Raw genomic sequence first — 15918 nt, 5'->3', positions numbered from 1 at the left:
GCGGCGGCCGGCCGTGGCTCAAGTTCACGCTGCTCAACCCGATGACCACGGTCGAGCACCTGCGGGCCGTGCTCGACCGGGTCCGCGCGGCCGGCGACCGGCTGCTGGCCGAGGACGACCGGCTCGCGGCGGCGGTGGTGTGATGCGCGTCCACGACTTCGCCGGCGTCGGGGTCGGCCCCTTCAACCTCGGCCTCGCGTGCCTGTCCGCCGACCTGCCCGATGTGGACGGTGTGTTCTTCGAGCAGCGGGACGGTTTCGACTGGCATCCGGGGCTGATGATCCCGGGCGCGACGATCCAGGTGCCGTTCCTCGCCGACCTGGTCACGCTGGCCGACCCGACCTCGCGCTTCTCGTTCCTCAACTACCTCAAGCAGACCGGCCGGCTCTACCGCTACTACATCCGCGAGAACTTCTACCCGTTGCGCGCGGAGTACAACGCCTACTGCCAGTGGGCGGCCGCCCAGCTACCGGCGATCCGGTTCGGCAGCCGGGTGGAACGCATCGACCACCAGGACGGCGTGTACGCCCTGCGCGTCCTCACATCCGGTGCGGTCGAGACGGTGCTGGCCCGCAGGCTCGTGCTCGGCATCGGCACGGCCCCACACATCCCGCCCGCCCTGCGTGCCGTCGCCGGGCCGTCCGTGGTGCACAGCGCCGACTACCTGCCCGCCAAGCGCCGGCTCCAGCAGCTCGACTCGATCACGATCGTCGGCAGTGGACAGAGCGCCGCCGAGATCTACCTCGACCTGCTGCCGGAGGCGGCGAAGCACGCATACCACCTGACCTGGCTCACCCGGTCGCCACGCTTCCTCCCGATGGAATACACGAAGCTGACGCTGGAGATGACCTCGCCGGAGTACATCCGCTACCACCACGCGCTGCCCGTCGCGACCCGCGACCGGCTCGGCCGCGAGCAGCGCAACCTCTACAAGGGAATCAGCGGGGACCTGGTCGACGCCATCTTCGACACGCTCTACGAACAGGGGTTGACCGGTCCGGTGCCGACCACGCTGCGCGCGGGCGTCGAGGTCACCGGGGCGCGGCACGACGGTGACCGCTACGTCCTGGAGCTGCGCCACGCCGAGCAGGACCGCGCGTTCCGGGCCGGGACACAGGGCCTGGTGCTGGCCACCGGCTACGCGTCCCGGGTGCCTGCTTTCCTGGAGCCGGTGCGGGACAGGATCGCCTGGGACGAGCGCGGCCGGTACGACGTGTCCCTCGACTACGCCGTCGACCGTGTCGGCGACGAGATCTTCGTGCAGAACGCCGAGGAGCACACGCACAGCCTCACCGCGCCGGACCTCGGCATGGGCGCCTACCGCAACTCGGTCATCCTCCGGGCCCTGACAGGACGCGAGGTCTACCCGGTCGAGGAACGGATCGCGTTCCAGGAGTTCGGCGCGCCGGCGCTCGTCGAGGTGGCATCGTGACGTTCACCCTCGAACCCCTCGACCTCGACGCGCACGGCGAGCTGTTGCACGGCTGGGTGACGCATCCGCGGTCCGTCTACTGGGGCATGCGGGGCGCCTCGGTCGACACGGTGCGCAAGGCGTACGCGGAGATCGACGCCGACCCGCACCACCACGCCTGGCTCGGCCGGCTCGACGGTGAGCCGGTCTTCCTGGCCGAGACCTACGATCCGGCGCACAGCGAGCTGGCCGCGCACTACGAGGTCGCCGCGGGTGACGTCGGGATGCACGTGCTGGTCGCCCCGCCGGCTCCCGGAGCGCCCGTTCGCCACGGGCTCACCTCGGGCGTGATGCGGGCCGTCATGGAGTTCGTCTTCGCCGACCCGCGCGCCGCCCGGGTGGTGGTCGAGCCCGACGAACGCAACGACGCCATCGCACGCAAGAACGCCGAGGTCGGTTTCGTGGTCCAGCGCCGGGTCCAGCTCTCCGACAAGGTGGCCGGCCTGAGCTTCTGCACGCGCGACGCGTACACGCTGACCGCGCCGGAACCACCCGCGCACCTGACGCCGGAGACGATGGCGGTCGCCCACCGGCGGGTGATCGCCAAGGCGATCGCCGAGTTCAGCCACGAGCGGATCGTCACGCCCGAGCCCGACGGCGACGGGTGGGTCCTGGGCGACCACCGCTTCCAGGCCCGCCGATACCCGCTGGAGCACTGGGTCGTCGACCCGGAGTCGATCCAGGGACCGCTGGACGCGATGGCGTTCGTCGCCGGGCTGGCCCGCCCGCTCGGCATCCCCGACCTGCTCGCCGTGTCGCACCGGCCGCCCTCGACCAGCACCGAGCGCGCGACACTGGCCGCGGCCAGCTCGGCCGTCAGCATCGCCGGGGTGAACGTACGGTTGATCGGCGCGAGGGCGGGCTCGTCGAGCCAGGTGTAGCCGGTGCCGGCGGCCCACAGGTGGTGGTGCGCGTCGACACTCACGCGAGCGCCCGCGGGTCCAGCAGGCCGGCCGCGACCAGCGCGGGCCACAGCTCCGGCGCGGGCGGCTTCGCGAACAGCTCCGCGTTGCGGCGCACCTGTTCCGGCGAGTCCGCGCCGACGATCACCGAGCGGACCAGCGGGTGGTCGCCGGCGAACGCGAGTGCGGCGGCCGGCAGCGTGGTGCCGTGCGCGGCGCACACGTCGGCGATCGCGCCGGCCCGGGCGACCAGCTCGGCGGGCGCCGGGCCGTACTCGTAAGGCAGGCCGGCGTGTGGCCGGTCCATGGCGAGCAGGCCGCTGTTGAAGATGGCGGCGTTGTGCACGACGGTGCCGGCCGCGGCGCAGGCGGGCAGCACCGCGTCGAGCGCGGGCTGCTCCAGCAGCGTGTAGCGGCCGGCCACGATGATCTCGTCCGGCGCGCACTCGGTGACGAACCGGGCCAGCACCGCCGGGTCCATCGAGCCGATCCCGATCGCGCCGACGACGCCCTCGTCCTTCAGCTGCCGCAGCGCCGGATAGCCCTCGGCCAGCGCCTGGTCGGGCCGGTGCTCCGGGTCGTGCAGCAGCGCCAGGTCGATCCGGTCGAGGCCGAGCCGCGCGAGGCTCTCGGCGAGGCTGCGGCGCACACCGTCGCGGCTGAAGTCCCAGACCCGCCGGTGCGTCGCCGGCACCACGAACCCGGCGTCGTCGAGCCCGGCACCGCCGCCGGGCACCGGCTCGAGCACCCGGCCGACCTTGGTGCTCACGGTGTACGCGGCCCGCGGCCGCCCGGCCAGCGCGGCACCCAGCCGGCGCTCCGAGAGCCCGAGCCCGTAGTGCGGCGCGGTGTCGAAGTAGCGGATCCCCGCGTCCCACGCCGCGTCCACGATCGCGGCCGCGTGCTCGTCGTCGATCGCCCGGTAGAGGTTGCCCAGCTGGGCACACCCCAGCGCCAGGGCGGCACGGGTCATGACGCCGGCCGCAACCGGAGCCCCTGCATGCCGCCGTCCACGGCGAGCGCGGTGCCGGTGGTGGCGCTGGCCAGCGGGCTGGCCAGGTAGCCGATCGCGGCGGCGACCTCCTCGGCGGAGACCAGCCGCCCGCTCGGCTGGCGGGCCCGCAGCGCCGCCAGTTCGGCGTCCGGGTCGTCCGCCGCCGAGAGGAGCCGCCGCACCCACGGGGTGTCGGCCGTGCCCGGGGTGACGCAGTTGACCCGGATGCCCTCGCGGATGTGGTCGGCGGCCATCGCCTGGGTCAGCGACAGCACCGCGCCCTTGCTCGCGCTGTAGAGGGCGCGGTTGGGCAGGCCGGCGGTGGCCGCGATCGAGCACGTGTTGACGATCGCCGCGTGCGCCGAGGCGCGCAGGTGCGGCAGCGCGGCCCGGCTGACCCGCACCATGCCGAGCACGTTGACGTCGAGCACCCGGTGCCACTCGTCGTCATCGTTGTCGGCGACCGTGCCGGCCGCGCCGATGCCGGCGTTGTTGACGAGGATGTCGAGGCCGCCCAGCTGCTCGACCGCGGTGGCGACGCCGGCGCGTACCGCCGCGTCGTCCGTCACGTCGGCCACCACGCCCACCATGCCGGGGTCGATGCCGTCGACCTTGAGGTCGAAGCACGCGACCTTGGCGCCGCGGGCCGCCAGGAACCTCGCCGTCGCGAGGCCTATCCCCGAACCACCGCCGGTGACCACGGCTGCCAGGCCGTCGAACTCACCCATCACTGCCTCCCGCTCCAGATCGGGCCATCAGGGTACGCGTAGTCCGAGAGCGTCTCGGGTCGCATGGTCGCGCTGAAACCGGGCTGCACCGGCGCCACGTAGCGCCCGGCGCGGACCACCGCCGGGTCGACGAAGTGCTCGTGCAGATGGTCGGCGAACTCGATGACGCGGTTCTCCATGGTCCCGGACACCGCGACGTAGTCGAACATCGACAGGTGCCGGACCAGCTCGCAGAGGCCGACGCCGCCGGCGTGCGGGCAGACCGGCACGCCGAACTTGGCCGCCAACAGCATGATCGCGATGTTCTCGTTGACCCCGGCGACCCGGGTCGCGTCGAGCTGCAGGTAGGACAGCGCCTCGAGCTGCAGCAGCTGCTTGAAGACCACGCGGTTCTGCACGTGCTCGCCGGTGGCCACCGGCACGGGTGCGATGCCCCGGGCGATCGCCGCGTGCCCGACCACGTCGTCCGGGCTGGTCGGCTCCTCGACCCACCACGGCTTGAACTCCGCGAGCGCCGAGACCCACTCGATCGCCTCGGCGACGTCCCAGCGCTGGTTGGCGTCGACCGCGATCGGGAAGTCCGGCCCGCACACCTCGCGGGCGATCCGCAGCCGGCGGACGTCGTCGGACAAGTCCGCGCCGACCTTCAGCTTGATCTGCGTGAAGCCCGCGTCGAGCGCCTCCTGGCACAGCCGGCGCAGCTTGGCGTCGTCGTAGCCCAGCCAGCCGGGCGTGGTCGTGTAGGCCGGGAAGCCCTCGGCCAGCAGCGTCTCGATCCGCTCGGCGCGGCCCTTCTCGGCGGTGCGCAGGATCTCGAGCGCCTCGTCGCGGGTCAGCGCGTCGGTCAGGTAGCGGAAGTCGACGAGGTCGACGATCTGCTCCGGGGTGAGCTGGGCGAGCAGCTGCCACAGCGGCAGGCCCGCCTGCTTGGCCTTGAGGTCCCAGAGCGCGTTGACCACGGCGGAGATCGCCATGTGCATGACGCCCTTCTCCGGGCCGAGCCAGCGCAGCTGCGAGTCGTGCACCAGCTCGCGCCAGAACCCGCCGAGGTCGCCGAGCACCTCCTCGACGTCGCGACCGACGAGGTACGGGCGCAGCGCCGCGATCGCCGCGGTCTGCACGTCGTTGCCGCGCCCGATGGTGAACGCGAAGCCGTGCCCCTCGGGCCCGTCGGCCAGGTCGGTGCGGAGCACGACGTAGGCGGCCGAGTAGTCGGGGTCGGGGTTCATCGCGTCCGACCCGTCGAGGTGCAGCGAGGTCGGGAAGCGGACGTCGTAGGTGTCCAGTGAGACGAAGTGCGGCATCGAGCCATCCCATACATCGGAGGTGTGAGGAGGATAACCACCGATGCGGCCATGAGGGGAGGGCGCTGAGCTGTGATTCATCCGATGCCTGGCCCGTTGTGAAGCCGACCCAGGCCGCGGCGGGCACGTCGCCGGGTTCCGGCCTCCCAACCGGCGAAGTCGGCCCGGATCCCGAACAGCCCGGCGAGGATCGCTTCCAGCTCGTCGGCACCGGGCCGCGCGGCGCCGGTGAGCAGGACCACCGCCCGGTCCGGGCGACCCAGGCGACACAGGGCGTAGGCGACCGGTCCGGGTGGTGCGTCCCGGAGCTGCCGGTCGGCGAACTCGACCATCTCAGCGCGCTGGCGGAGGTCGAGGAACTCCGGCATCTCCGCGGCGACCGCGCAGAAATCATCGGGTGTTTCGCCGGCCCGGAATTGCCCGCCGCCGGCGTACCGGCCCAGCACGCCACGCGCCCGGTCGACCACGGCCAACTCGACCGCGGCGGCCTCGTCCGGCTCGCCGACCCGGCGGAGCAGTGCCGCGAGAGCCCGGCCCCGACCGACCCGTGCGGCGTCGACCGCGACCGTGCCCGGCTCGTCAGGTGCGGTGGCGAGCGCGCGGAGATGGTCGAGCACCGTCGCCGCACCGACCTTCTCGGCCAACAGGTCGAGTTCGCCGGTGAGCACCAGATATGCCTCCACCGCGCGGAAGTCGCCGGCGTCCCGGGCCAGCGCCGCGAGCAGCCGGGCGCGGGTGCCGGCGGGTTCGAGCAAGGCCGCCGCCCGCGGACCGGCGTCGCCCCGGACGGCCTGCCAGGCGGCGAGGTAGTAGGTGCGGGCGAGCGCGTCGGGCGCGCCGACGAGCGTCGGGAGGTGGCCGGAGAACCGCTCGTTGCCCGGCGTGAAAGCCGCCGCCCAGTGGTCGCGGGGCCCGTCCCACTGGCCCGCGACGAAATCGATCGACGGCACGCCCTCCGGCACGAACGCGACCATAGTTATCGATACATCCGATGTCAACGGCGTGATACATCCGACAACTGCCCGCTCTACGACGTCCCGTAGTATTACTACCGGACGTAGTAACTGGAGGGGGCCAGTCCATGGACGCGCTCGATGTCGCCCGGTGGCAGTTCGGTGTCACCACCGTGTACCACTTCCTCTTCGTGCCGCTGACCATCGGGCTTGGCCCACTGGTGGCGACCCTGCAGACGCTCTGGCACCGCACCGGCAACCCCCGCTACCTGCGACTGACCCACTTCTACGGGAAGCTGTTCCTGATCAACTTCGCGATGGGCGTGGTCACCGGCATCGTCCAGGAGTTCCAGTTCGGCATGAACTGGAGCGACTACTCGCGCTTCGTCGGCGACGTGTTCGGCGCACCGCTGGCGATGGAGGCGCTGCTCGCCTTCTTCCTCGAGTCGACGTTCCTCGGCCTGTGGATCTTCGGCTGGGAGAAGCTGCCGAGGCGGATTCACCTCGCCACCATCTGGACCGCCGCGCTGGGCAGCGTGCTGTCGATGTTCTTCATCCTGGCCGCCAACTCGTGGATGCAGAACCCGGTCGGCTTCAAGATGAACCCGGAGACCGGCCGCCCCCAGCTGACCGACATCTGGGCCGTGCTGACCAACAAGGTCGCGCTGATCACTTTCCCGCACACGCTGGCCGCCGCGTTCCTCGTCGCGGGCGCGCTGCTGGTCGCGGTCTCGCTCTGGCACGTCACCCGGCGCCCGGACACGGACGCGGGCGAGCACCGGTTCGCGCTCAAGCTCGGTGCCTGGGTCACCCTCGTCTCCAGCGCGGCGCTCGTCTTCACCGGAGACATCCAGGGCAAGATCATGACCGAGGTGCAGCCGATGAAGATGGCCGCGGCCGAGGCGCTGTACCAGTCCGAACAGCCGGCGTCGTTCTCGGTGCTGACCATCGGCACGCTCGACGGCAGCCGCGAGGTGTTCGCGCTCAAGCTGCCGTACCTGCTCTCGTTCCTCGCCACGGGCTCCCCGAAGGGCGCCGTCGAGGGGATCAACGACCTGCAGGCGCGGTACGCGGCCGAGTACGGGCCCGGCAGCTACTCGCCGATCGTGCCGGTGACGTACTGGAGCTTCCGGGTGATGATCACCCTCGGCCTCCTGGCCGCGGCCATCGCGCTCCTGGTGCTCTGGTCGCAGCGGCGCGGGCGCACGCCGTCGAACCGCTGGTTGCTGCGGGCCGGCCTGATCCTGCCGCTGCTGCCGCTCGGCGCGAGCACCGCGGGCTGGATCTTCACCGAGATGGGCCGGCAGCCGTGGATCGTCTTCGGCGAACTGCTCACCCGCAACGGCGTGTCCCGCAGTGTCTCGCTGACCGAGGTGCTCACCTCGTTCCTCGCGTTCACGCTGATCTACGGGATCCTCGCGCTGATCGAGGGACGGCTGCTGTTCCGGTACGCGAAGGCCGGGCTGCCACCGCCCAAGCCGAAACCGAACGAGGCCGAGGACGACGACGTGCCCGCGCTCGCCGGCGCCTACTAGGGAGACCACAGTGGACCTGCCCACCTTCTGGTTCCTCGCGATCGCGTTCCTGTTCATCGGCTACTTCGTGCTCGAGGGCTTCGACTTCGGCGTCGGTGTGCTGATGCGCACGTTCGGCCGCGACGATGCCGAGCGGCGGTTGCTGCTCAACACCATCGGGCCCGTCTGGGACGGCAACGAGGTGTGGCTGATCACCGCGGCCGGCGGGATGTTCGCCGCCTTCCCGCACTGGTACGCCAGCGTGTTCTCCGGCTTCTACCTGCCGATGCTGCTGGTCCTGCTGGCGCTGATCGTGCGCGGGGTGGCGTTCGAGTTCCGCGGCAAGCGCGACGACGCCGCCTGGCGTGCGCGCTGGGACTGGGGAATCCTTTGTGGATCCCTGCTGCCCGCGCTGCTCTGGGGCCTGATCTTCGCCAACGTCGTACGCGGAGTGCCGCTGGCGGCCGACCACGAGTACACGGGCGGCCTGGTCGATCTGCTCAACCCGTTCGCGCTGCTGGGCGCGGCCACCTTCGCCGCCGTGTTCGTGTTGCACGGCGCCGTGTTCGTGGCGCTCAAGACGACGGGCTCGGTGCGGGCGCGGGCGAACGCGCTGGCGGCCCGGTTCGGCCCGGTCGCGGTCGCGCTGCTGGTCGGCTTCCTCGCCTGGATGCTGATCGGGGTGCGGCGGGACCCGGCCGCGGTCGGGCTCGGAATAGCGGCGGCGGTCGCGGCGGTCGGGGCGCTGGGCGCCAACCGGGTGCGCCGCGAAGGCTGGGCGTTCGCCGGCACGGCCGCCGCGATCGGCCTGTCCGTGGCCGCGCTGTTCGCCGCGCTGCACCCGGCCGTGCTGCCGTCGACCGGCGACCCGGCCGGCACGCTGACGGTCGCCAACGCCGCCGCCAGCGCGTACTCCCTGAAGATCATGACCGTGGTGGCCGGTGTCTTCCTGCCGCTGGTGCTGCTCTACCAGGGCTGGACCTACTGGGTGTTCCGCCGGCGGTTGTCGCTCACACGATAGTGCCGCCCCCGTCGACGACGATCGTGGCGCCGGTGATGTAGCCGGCGCCACGCGACGCGAGGAACACCACCGTGGCGGCGAACTCCATCGGGTCCCCGGCGCGGCCCGCCGGCACCTGGGCGATCCGGCGCTCGTAGTAGCCGTCCGGGTACTTGTCGGTCATCTCGGACGGGAAGAAGCCCGGCGCGATCGCGTTGACGCGGATGTTCTTGCGGCTGGTCCACTGCGCGGCCAGGTCGCGCGTCAGGCCGAGCAGGCCGGCCTTGGCACTCGAGTAGGCGGCCTGCGGCAGGCCCGCCGAGACGATGCCGAGGACGCTGGAGATGTTGATGATCGAGCCGCCGTCGGCCATGTGCTTCGCGGCCGCCTGCGCCATCCAGTAGGCGCCCATCAGGTTGATGTCGAGCACCTCGCGGTATTCCTCGGGCGTCTCCCGGGACGCGGGCACGGCGGTGCCGACGCCGGCGTTGTTGACCAGGATGTCGAGCCGGCCGAACCGCTCGACCGCGGCGGCGGCCAGGGCGCGGCAGGCGTCGGGGTCGGACACGTCGGTGGGCACCGCGTGCGCCTTGCCACCGGCCTGCTCGACCAGCGCGACCGTCTGGCTGAGCCGATCGGCGCGGCGGCCGGCGACCACGACGTCGGCGCCCGCCTCGGCGAGGCCGACCGCGGTGGCCACGCCCAGGCCCGAGGAGGCGCCGGTGACGATCGCGACCTTGCCGTCGAGCCGGAACTGGTCGAGGACACCCATGGGTCGTTCCCTTCGTCAACGGGGGGTCGGCAGCACGGTGAACGTGTCGTCGCCGGCGGGCGGCTCGTCGGTCACCGTGGTGTCGTAGACCACCGCGTCGGGCGGCCCTTTGCGAGTCCATTTCACCATGCGGTCCACCGCGTCGGGAGCACCCTCGAACGCCGCCTCGACGGAGCCGTCGGGCAGGTTGCGGACCCAGCCGGTGACGCCGGCCGCGAGCGCCTGCCGGCGGCAGGTGTCGCGGAAGAACACACCCTGTACGCGGCCGGACACGACCACCCGACGTCTGATCATGTGTTTATTGTCGGACGCGGGCGATAGCTTTGCGGGCGATGGACGCCGACTCGTGGGACCGCAGATACGCCGAGACCGAGCTGGTCTGGAGCGCCGACCCCAACCGCTTCGTCGCCGACGAGCTCACCGGGCTGCCGCCGGGCAGCGCCGTCGACCTGGCCGCCGGCGAGGGCCGCAACGCCCTGTGGCTCGCCGGTGTCGGCTGGCGGGTGACCGCCGTCGACTTCTCCGCCGTCGCGCTCGACAAGGGCCGCCAGATCGCTGTGGCCCGCGGGCTCGACGTGACGTGGGTGCACGCCGACCTCGCCGACTACCGACCGCCGACGGCCGACCTGGTGCTGATCGCCTACCTGCACGTGCCGCCGGCGCTGTGGCAGCCGGTGCTGGGCCGGGCCGTGGCCGCGGTCGCGCCCGGCGGCACGCTGCTGCTGGTCGGGCACGACTCGACCAACCTCACCGAGGGCACGGGCGGTCCGCAGGATCTCGAACGGCTCTGGTCCCTCGACGCGGTCGTCGCGTCGCTGGGTGACCTGGTGGTCCGGCGGGCCGAGCGGGTCCACCGGCCGGTCGAGGGCGCCCGCGACGCGATCGACACGCTGGTCCGCGCGGAGCGCCCGGCGTCATGACCGCGACACCGGCCTCGATCAAGCGGATCTACTACGTCCTGACGGTCGGCAACACGCTCGCCGCGTCGCTGATCTGGGGCATCAACACGATCTTCCTGCTCGACGCGGGGCTCAACAACCTCGAGGCATTCGCCGCCAACGCGTTCTTCACCGCGGGCATGGTGCTCTTCGAGGTGCCCACCGGCATCGTGGCCGACCTGCGCGGCCGGCGCGCCTCGTTCCTGCTCGGCACGATCACGCTGGCCGTCACGACCGCGCTCTACGTGCTGCTCTGGCAGATCGAGGCGCCGTTCTGGCAGTGGGCCGTGGTCTCCGCGCTGCTCGGCCTCGGCTTCACGTTCTTCTCCGGCGCCACCGAGGCGTGGCTGGTCGACGCGCTGACCGCGACGGGCTTCGACGGCCAGCTCGACGCGGTGTTCGCCCGGGCCCAGGTCGCGTCGGGCGCGGCGATGCTCGCGGGCTCCGTCGGCGGCGGCTACCTGGCGCAGCTGACCAACCTCGGCGTCCCGTTCGTCGTCCGGGCGGCGGTCCTGATCGTGATGTTCGTGATCGCCGCCGTCGTGATGCGCGACCTGGGCTTCACACCCGACCGCGAAGGCCGCCCGCTGGCCGAGATCCGCCGGATCGTCCGCAACTCGGTCGACTACGGCTGGCAGGTCCCCACGGTCCGCTACCTGATGCTGGCGTCACCGTTCGTCGGCGGCGTCGGCGTCTACGTCTTCTACGCGCTGCAGCCCTACCTGCTGGAGCTCTACGGCGACCCGCACGCATACGGGGTGGCCGGCCTGGTCGCGGCGCTGCTCTCGGCGGCGCAGATCGCGGGCGGCTTCTGCACGACGTGGGTCCGGGCCCGCTTCCGCCGCCGCACGTCGGCGCTGTTGGCCGGGCAGGTCCTCAGCGTCGCGGCGATCCTGCTGATCGGCCTGGTGACCAACTTCTGGGTGGTGTTGGCGCTGATCATGTTGTGGGGCCTGTTGTCGGCCGCGACGATGCCGATCCGCCAGGCGTTCCTCAACAGCCTGATCCCGTCGAGCCAACGCGCCACGATCCTGTCGTTCGACTCGCTGATGAGCTCGACGGGCGGCGTGGTCGCCCAGCCGATCCTGGGCCGCGTGGCCGACGTCTGGAGCTATCCGGCGTCCTATGTGGTCAGCGGCGTGATCTCCGCGTTCGCCCTACCGTTCCTGGCCCTCTCCCGCGCCCAACGCACCCCGACCGACACGGCGGTGACGGGGGCGGGCCCGACGATCCCGTCACCCACCCCGCCGGCGGAGGCGCAACCGGATCCGGCCGGGGAACGGCAGGCGAGGTGATCGATTCGGCGTGGCCCGAGATCTCGGCTCTGGTGGCCGCGGCCCCCTATCCGGTGGAGGTGCTGCCGGCCGACCCCGCCCGCTCGGTCGCCTGCCTGGCCAGGCTGGAGATCACGCCCAGGTCGTGGCTGGGCGCCGTGACCGCCAACGCCGGTGGCCTGGCGATCGACCACGGCTGGCTCCGCGTGCTCGGCGCGGGCCACCCGGGCCTGCCGGATGTGACCGCCGAGCTGGATCCGGCCGCCGGCCGCCTGGTCGTGGCCTACGACGTCCTGGGCGGTCAGTTCGCGTGGCAACGGGCCCGCCCGGGCACACCGCCGACGGTGCACTACTCCGGTCCGGACAGGTTGGCCTGGGACGACCTCGAGATCGGCTACGGCGACTGGCTCGAAGCCATGCTCGTCGGGCGGCTGACGGACTTCTACGTGGACCTGCGCTGGCCGGGTTGGGAAACCGAGGTCGCCGCCACGGCGCTCGACCAGGGCATCAGCACGTTGCCGCCGCCGTGGACGAGCGAGGGCAAGGACCTCGCCACGGTCTCCCGCAAGGCGATCCCGCTCGCCGAGCTCGTCTCGGTCCTCCACGACATGGCCCGCCAACTCGGCTTCCATTAGCTGCCCGCCTTTGCTCTGCTTCCACATACGCATCGCAGGTCAGCGCGGGTGATGCGTGGATGTAAGCAGAGCAGAGCCGTCGCAGCCCCGCTGTGTCGGGCCGTAGGCTGTGGCGATGATCGAGCCCGTTGTGCTGGCGGCCGCGGGTGCGGCGCTCGTTCTCGATGTCGCCGGCCCCGGGCTTCCCCGCGTCGTGCACTGGGGTGGAGATCCCGGTCCGCTCGACGACGACGGCCTGCGGGTCCTGGTCGAAGCGGCCGGTGGTGCCATCCCCTCGGCCGTCGGCGGCCCGATCCAGCCCGTCGGGAGCATGCCGCTGCTGCCGACCCAGTGGGACGGCTACGCCGGCCGGCCCGGCGTCACCGGTGACCGCGCCGGGCACTGGCCCTACCTGCGGCTCGCGCTCGACGGCCCGGTGCGCGTCGACAACAACCAGCTCGTCGCCGAGGCCGTCGACGAGACCGCCGGCGTCCGGGTCCGTGCCGAGATCCGGCTCGACGCCCACGGCGTTCTGCAGGTCCGGCACACCCTGACCAACTCCGGCACGGACGCCTGGACCGTCGCCGCCCTGCGGACCCTGTTGCCGATCCCCGAGCAGGCCACCGAGGTGCTCGACTTCACCGGCCGGTGGGGGCTCGAGCGCGTGCCCCAACGACGGCCGCTCGGCAACGGCACGCACGCCAGGGAGAGTCGCCGCGGGCGGACCGGGCACGACGCGACGCCGCTGCTGATCGTCGGCGACGGCACGTTCAGCCAGGTGTGGGGTGTGCACATCGCCTGGAGCGGCGGCCACGAGGAGTACGCCGAGCGGATCTCCGGTGCCACCGCCGTGCTCGGCGGCGGTGAACTGCTCGAAGCCGGCGAGGTCCGGCTCGAGCCGGGCGCGACCTACACCACGCCGACCGGTTGGTTCGCCTGGTCCGGCGACGGGCTCGACGGGCTCAGCGACCGCTTCCACCGCGCGATCCGCGACCGCCCGAGCCATCCGCGCACACCCCGCCCGCTCACCCTCAACGTCTGGGAAGCCGTCTACTTCGACCACGACCTGGGCCGGCTCACCAAACTCGCCGATCTCGCCGCCCGCGTCGGGGTCGAGCGGTTCGTGCTCGACGACGGCTGGTTCCCCAGGCGCCGCGACGACACCGCGGGCCTCGGCGACTGGACGGTGGACCCCGGCGTCTGGCCCGACGGCCTGCACCCGCTGGTCGACCACGTCCGCGGCCACGGCATGCGGTTCGGCCTCTGGTTCGAGCCCGAGATGGTCAACCCCGACTCCCGGCTCGCCCGCGACCACCCCGACTGGATCCTCGCGACCCCCGGCCGCCTGCCCCGCGAACACCGCCAGCAGCACGTGCTCGACGTGGCCCGGCCCGAGGCCGCCGAATACCTCTTCGCCCGGATCGACGCGCTGGTCACCGAATACCAGCTCGACTACGTGAAGTGGGACCACAACCGGGACCTGCTGGAGGCCGCCCGCGACGGCGTCGCCGGTGTGCACCGCCAGACCGCGGCCGTCTACGACCTGCTCGACCGGATCAAGGCGAGCCACCCCGGCCTCGAGATCGAGTCGTGCGCGTCCGGCGGCGGCCGGGTCGACCTCGGCATCCTGGCCCGCACCGACCGGGTCTGGACGTCGGACTCCAACGACGCCCTCGACCGCCAGCAGATCCAGCGCTGGACGACCCTCCTGCTCCCGCCCGAGCTGATCGGCAGCCATGTCGGCCCGAGCCCGGCCCACACCACGGGCCGCAGCGCTGGGCTGGCGTTCCGCACCGCCACCGCGCTGTTCGGCCACGCCGGCATCGAGTGGGACATCAGCACCTGCACGGAGGAGGAGCTGGACCTCCTGCGCGACTGGGCGACCCTCTACAAGCGACTCCGATCGGTCCTCCACAGTGGCCGGCCGGTGCACGGCGACCTCACGGGCGTCGTGACCGACGACGCCGCCGTGTTCGTACACGCGCAGCTCGACAACCCGACCGAGCTGCGCCCCCGCCGCGTCCGCCTGCCCGGCCTGGCACCGGACCGCCCTTACCGCATCACGCGCTGCTGGGGCGAAGACGCCGAACTGCCCGACGGAACGCTCACCGGCCGCGCCCTGGCCACGGTCGGCATCCAACTGCCGCGGCTGCGGCCCGAGCAGGCCATCGTGCTGGAGGTCCTACCCGCGTAGGAAGGCCAGCACCGCCAGCACCCGCCGGTGGTCGTCGGGCGCCGGTGGCAGATCCAGCTTCACCAGGATGTTGGCGATGTGCTTGGCCACCGCCGCCTCGGAGACGACCAACGCCCGCGCGATCGCCGCGTTGGAGCGGCCCTCGGCGATCAGCGCGAGCACCTCCCGCTCCCGCGGCGTCAGCCGGGTCAGCGGGCCCCGCCGCCGGCCTAGCAGCTGGGCGACCACCTCGGGGTCGACCGCCGCGCCGCCGTCCGCGACCCGGACCAGCGCGTCCATGAACTCCTCGACCCGGCCCACCCGATGCTTCAGCAGATAGCCGACGCCGCCGCCGCTGTCGAGCAGTTCAGCCGCGTACGTCGGCTGCACGTACTGGCTCAGCACCAGCACGGGCAGGCCCGGGTACGCGGCCCGCAGCTCGACCGCCGCCCGCAGGCCCTCGTCGGTGAACCCGGGCGGCATCCGCACGTCGGTCACGACCACGTCCGGCCGCTCGTGCGCGACCGCCGCCGTCAACGCCGCGGCGTCACCGACCGCGGCGACCACCGTGTGGCCGAACCGCGAGACGATCCCGACCAGCCCCTCGCGCAGCAGCACCGCGTCCTCGGCCACGACTATGCGGAGCACGGCAGCTCCGCCCGGATCAGCGTCGGTCCGCCCGGCGGGCTCGACAGCAGCAGCCGCCCGCCGGCCACGGCGACCCGGTCGGCCAGACCGGCGAGCCCCGTGCCACCGGCCAGGTCCGCGCCGCCGACGCCGTCGTCGCGTATCTCCAGCACCAGGGTGTCGACGTGCAACCGGGCCTGGACGACGGCGCCGGCCGCCCGGCTGTGCTTCGCCACGTTGGTCAGCGCCTCGCTGACCACGAAGTGCGCGGTCACCTCGACCGGCTGCGGCAGCCGCCGGGGCAGCTCGACGTCGACCACCACCGGCACCGGCGACCGGTCGGCCAGGTCCGTGACCGACGCCGGCAGGCCGCGGTCGGTGAGCACCTGCGGGTGCACGCCGCGGATCAGCTCGCGCAGCTCGTCGTGCGCCCGCTCGGCCTCGTCCTGGGCCGCGGTGAGGTGCTTCGCGGCCGTCGAGTCGTCGGGCACCTCGAGCCGGGCCAGCCCGATCGCCATGCTCAGCGCGACCAGCCGCTGCTGTGCGCCGTCGTGCAGGTCCCGCTCGATCCGGCGGCGTTCGCCTGGCCCAGCAGCGGGTCGCTCAGCCCAACAGCGGGTCGCTCAGCCCAGCAGTGGGTCCAGGCCGACCGTC

At 72.5% G+C, this 15918-nt stretch carries 15 protein-coding genes and 1 pseudogene; 8 read left to right on the top strand and 8 right to left on the bottom strand.

From position 1 onward, the window contains the following. Nucleotides 1-142 precede the first annotated feature (142 nt). The gene (locus AB0H87_RS24495; protein ID WP_360149875.1) at nucleotides 143-1432 is read left to right on the top strand and encodes a lysine N(6)-hydroxylase/L-ornithine N(5)-oxygenase family protein; all 1290 of its coding nucleotides are present in this window, start codon (nucleotides 143-145) and stop codon (nucleotides 1430-1432) included. Further along, nucleotides 1426-1941: pseudogene (locus tag AB0H87_RS24490) on the top strand (GNAT family N-acetyltransferase); the annotation flags it as partial. The gene AB0H87_RS24495 and the pseudogene AB0H87_RS24490, both read left to right, overlap by 7 nt. 451 nt (nucleotides 1942-2392) lie before the next feature. On the opposite strand, the gene AB0H87_RS24485 reads toward AB0H87_RS24490, so the two are convergent. From AB0H87_RS24485 to AB0H87_RS24470, 4 genes are all read right to left on the bottom strand, one after another. Further along, nucleotides 2393-3346, bottom strand: a complete 954-nt coding sequence (locus AB0H87_RS24485) for an aldo/keto reductase (RefSeq protein WP_360149872.1) — start codon at nucleotides 3344-3346, stop codon at nucleotides 2393-2395. Then, nucleotides 3343-4095: an SDR family oxidoreductase gene (locus AB0H87_RS24480; RefSeq protein WP_360149869.1), complete on the bottom strand. Its 753-nt coding sequence runs from the start codon at nucleotides 4093-4095 to the stop codon at nucleotides 3343-3345. The genes AB0H87_RS24485 and AB0H87_RS24480 overlap by 4 nt, the downstream gene beginning before the upstream one ends. Next, entirely contained in the window at nucleotides 4095-5399 is a 1305-nt protein-coding gene (locus tag AB0H87_RS24475; protein WP_360149866.1) for an L-fuconate dehydratase, read from the bottom strand. Before AB0H87_RS24475 ends, AB0H87_RS24480 begins: the two co-directional genes overlap by 1 nt. Nucleotides 5400-5476: 77 nt before the next feature. Then, entirely contained in the window at nucleotides 5477-6361 is an 885-nt protein-coding gene (locus AB0H87_RS24470) for a hypothetical protein (RefSeq protein WP_360149863.1), read from the bottom strand. Nucleotides 6362-6480: 119 nt separating this feature from the next. Between AB0H87_RS24470 and AB0H87_RS24465 the strand changes: the two genes are divergently transcribed. Then, nucleotides 6481-7887 carry a cytochrome ubiquinol oxidase subunit I gene (locus tag AB0H87_RS24465; RefSeq protein ID WP_360149860.1) on the top strand — a complete coding sequence of 469 codons (1407 nt, stop codon included), beginning with the start codon at nucleotides 6481-6483 and terminating at the stop codon, nucleotides 7885-7887. A gap of 10 nt (nucleotides 7888-7897) precedes the next feature. Then, complete coding sequence (gene cydB / locus AB0H87_RS24460) at nucleotides 7898-8887, top strand: cytochrome d ubiquinol oxidase subunit II (protein ID WP_360149857.1); 990 nt, start codon at nucleotides 7898-7900, stop codon at nucleotides 8885-8887. Here the strand turns inward: cydB and AB0H87_RS24455 are convergent. Further along, nucleotides 8877-9638 carry a glucose 1-dehydrogenase gene (locus tag AB0H87_RS24455; protein WP_360149854.1) on the bottom strand — a complete coding sequence of 254 codons (762 nt, stop codon included), beginning with the start codon at nucleotides 9636-9638 and terminating at the stop codon, nucleotides 8877-8879. The genes cydB and AB0H87_RS24455 overlap by 11 nt on opposite strands. 15 nt (nucleotides 9639-9653) lie before the next feature. After that, a complete protein-coding gene (locus AB0H87_RS24450) occupies nucleotides 9654-9932 on the bottom strand; it encodes an acylphosphatase (protein WP_360149851.1) in 279 nt (92 codons plus the stop codon). 38 nt (nucleotides 9933-9970) lie between these two features. On the opposite strand from AB0H87_RS24450, the gene AB0H87_RS24445 reads away from it, so the two are divergent. From AB0H87_RS24445 to AB0H87_RS24430, 4 genes are all read left to right on the top strand, one after another. Then, the gene (locus tag AB0H87_RS24445; RefSeq protein WP_360149848.1) at nucleotides 9971-10558 is read left to right on the top strand and encodes a class I SAM-dependent methyltransferase; all 588 of its coding nucleotides are present in this window, start codon (nucleotides 9971-9973) and stop codon (nucleotides 10556-10558) included. After that, entirely contained in the window at nucleotides 10555-11871 is a 1317-nt protein-coding gene (locus AB0H87_RS24440) for an MFS transporter (RefSeq protein WP_360149846.1), read from the top strand. The genes AB0H87_RS24445 and AB0H87_RS24440 overlap by 4 nt, the downstream gene beginning before the upstream one ends. Next, nucleotides 11868-12485: a DUF2625 family protein gene (locus AB0H87_RS24435; RefSeq protein ID WP_360149844.1), complete on the top strand. Its 618-nt coding sequence runs from the start codon at nucleotides 11868-11870 to the stop codon at nucleotides 12483-12485. Before AB0H87_RS24440 ends, AB0H87_RS24435 begins: the two co-directional genes overlap by 4 nt. A gap of 115 nt (nucleotides 12486-12600) precedes the next feature. Continuing rightward, nucleotides 12601-14658, top strand: a complete 2058-nt coding sequence (locus AB0H87_RS24430; protein ID WP_360149841.1) for an alpha-galactosidase — start codon at nucleotides 12601-12603, stop codon at nucleotides 14656-14658. Here AB0H87_RS24430 and AB0H87_RS24425 read toward each other — a convergent pair. Together AB0H87_RS24425 and AB0H87_RS24420 are read right to left on the bottom strand one after the other, a co-directional pair. Further along, entirely contained in the window at nucleotides 14647-15285 is a 639-nt protein-coding gene (locus AB0H87_RS24425; protein ID WP_360149838.1) for a response regulator transcription factor, read from the bottom strand. The two genes, AB0H87_RS24430 and AB0H87_RS24425, sit on opposite strands and share 12 nt — an antisense overlap. Further along, nucleotides 15273-15833: a histidine kinase gene (locus AB0H87_RS24420; protein WP_360149878.1), complete on the bottom strand. Its 561-nt coding sequence runs from the start codon at nucleotides 15831-15833 to the stop codon at nucleotides 15273-15275. The genes AB0H87_RS24425 and AB0H87_RS24420 overlap by 13 nt, the downstream gene beginning before the upstream one ends. Nucleotides 15834-15918: the final 85 nt, after the last annotated feature.

Origin of the sequence: Asanoa sp. NPDC050611 (assembly GCF_040654855.1) — a bacterium.
Classification (GTDB): Bacteria; Actinomycetota; Actinomycetes; order Mycobacteriales; family Micromonosporaceae; genus Asanoa.
This window is presented reverse-complemented; position numbering and strand designations above follow the sequence as displayed.

Excerpts from the sequence above, each read along its gene's own strand:
- AB0H87_RS24495 (WP_360149875.1), top strand. The coding sequence starts at position 143 with ATGCGCGTCCACGACTTCGCCGGCGTCGGGGTCGGCCCCTTCAACCTC.
- AB0H87_RS24485 (WP_360149872.1), bottom strand. The coding sequence starts at position 3,346 with ATGACCCGTGCCGCCCTGGCGCTGGGGTGTGCCCAGCTGGGCAACCTC.
- AB0H87_RS24480 (WP_360149869.1), bottom strand. The coding sequence starts at position 4,095 with ATGGGTGAGTTCGACGGCCTGGCAGCCGTGGTCACCGGCGGTGGTTCG.
- AB0H87_RS24475 (WP_360149866.1), bottom strand. The coding sequence starts at position 5,399 with ATGCCGCACTTCGTCTCACTGGACACCTACGACGTCCGCTTCCCGACC.
- AB0H87_RS24465 (WP_360149860.1), top strand. The coding sequence starts at position 6,481 with ATGGACGCGCTCGATGTCGCCCGGTGGCAGTTCGGTGTCACCACCGTG.
- AB0H87_RS24455 (WP_360149854.1), bottom strand. The coding sequence starts at position 9,638 with ATGGGTGTCCTCGACCAGTTCCGGCTCGACGGCAAGGTCGCGATCGTC.
- AB0H87_RS24450 (WP_360149851.1), bottom strand. The coding sequence starts at position 9,932 with ATGATCAGACGTCGGGTGGTCGTGTCCGGCCGCGTACAGGGTGTGTTC.
- AB0H87_RS24445 (WP_360149848.1), top strand. The coding sequence starts at position 9,971 with ATGGACGCCGACTCGTGGGACCGCAGATACGCCGAGACCGAGCTGGTC.
- AB0H87_RS24440 (WP_360149846.1), top strand. The coding sequence starts at position 10,555 with ATGACCGCGACACCGGCCTCGATCAAGCGGATCTACTACGTCCTGACG.
- AB0H87_RS24430 (WP_360149841.1), top strand. The coding sequence starts at position 12,601 with ATGATCGAGCCCGTTGTGCTGGCGGCCGCGGGTGCGGCGCTCGTTCTC.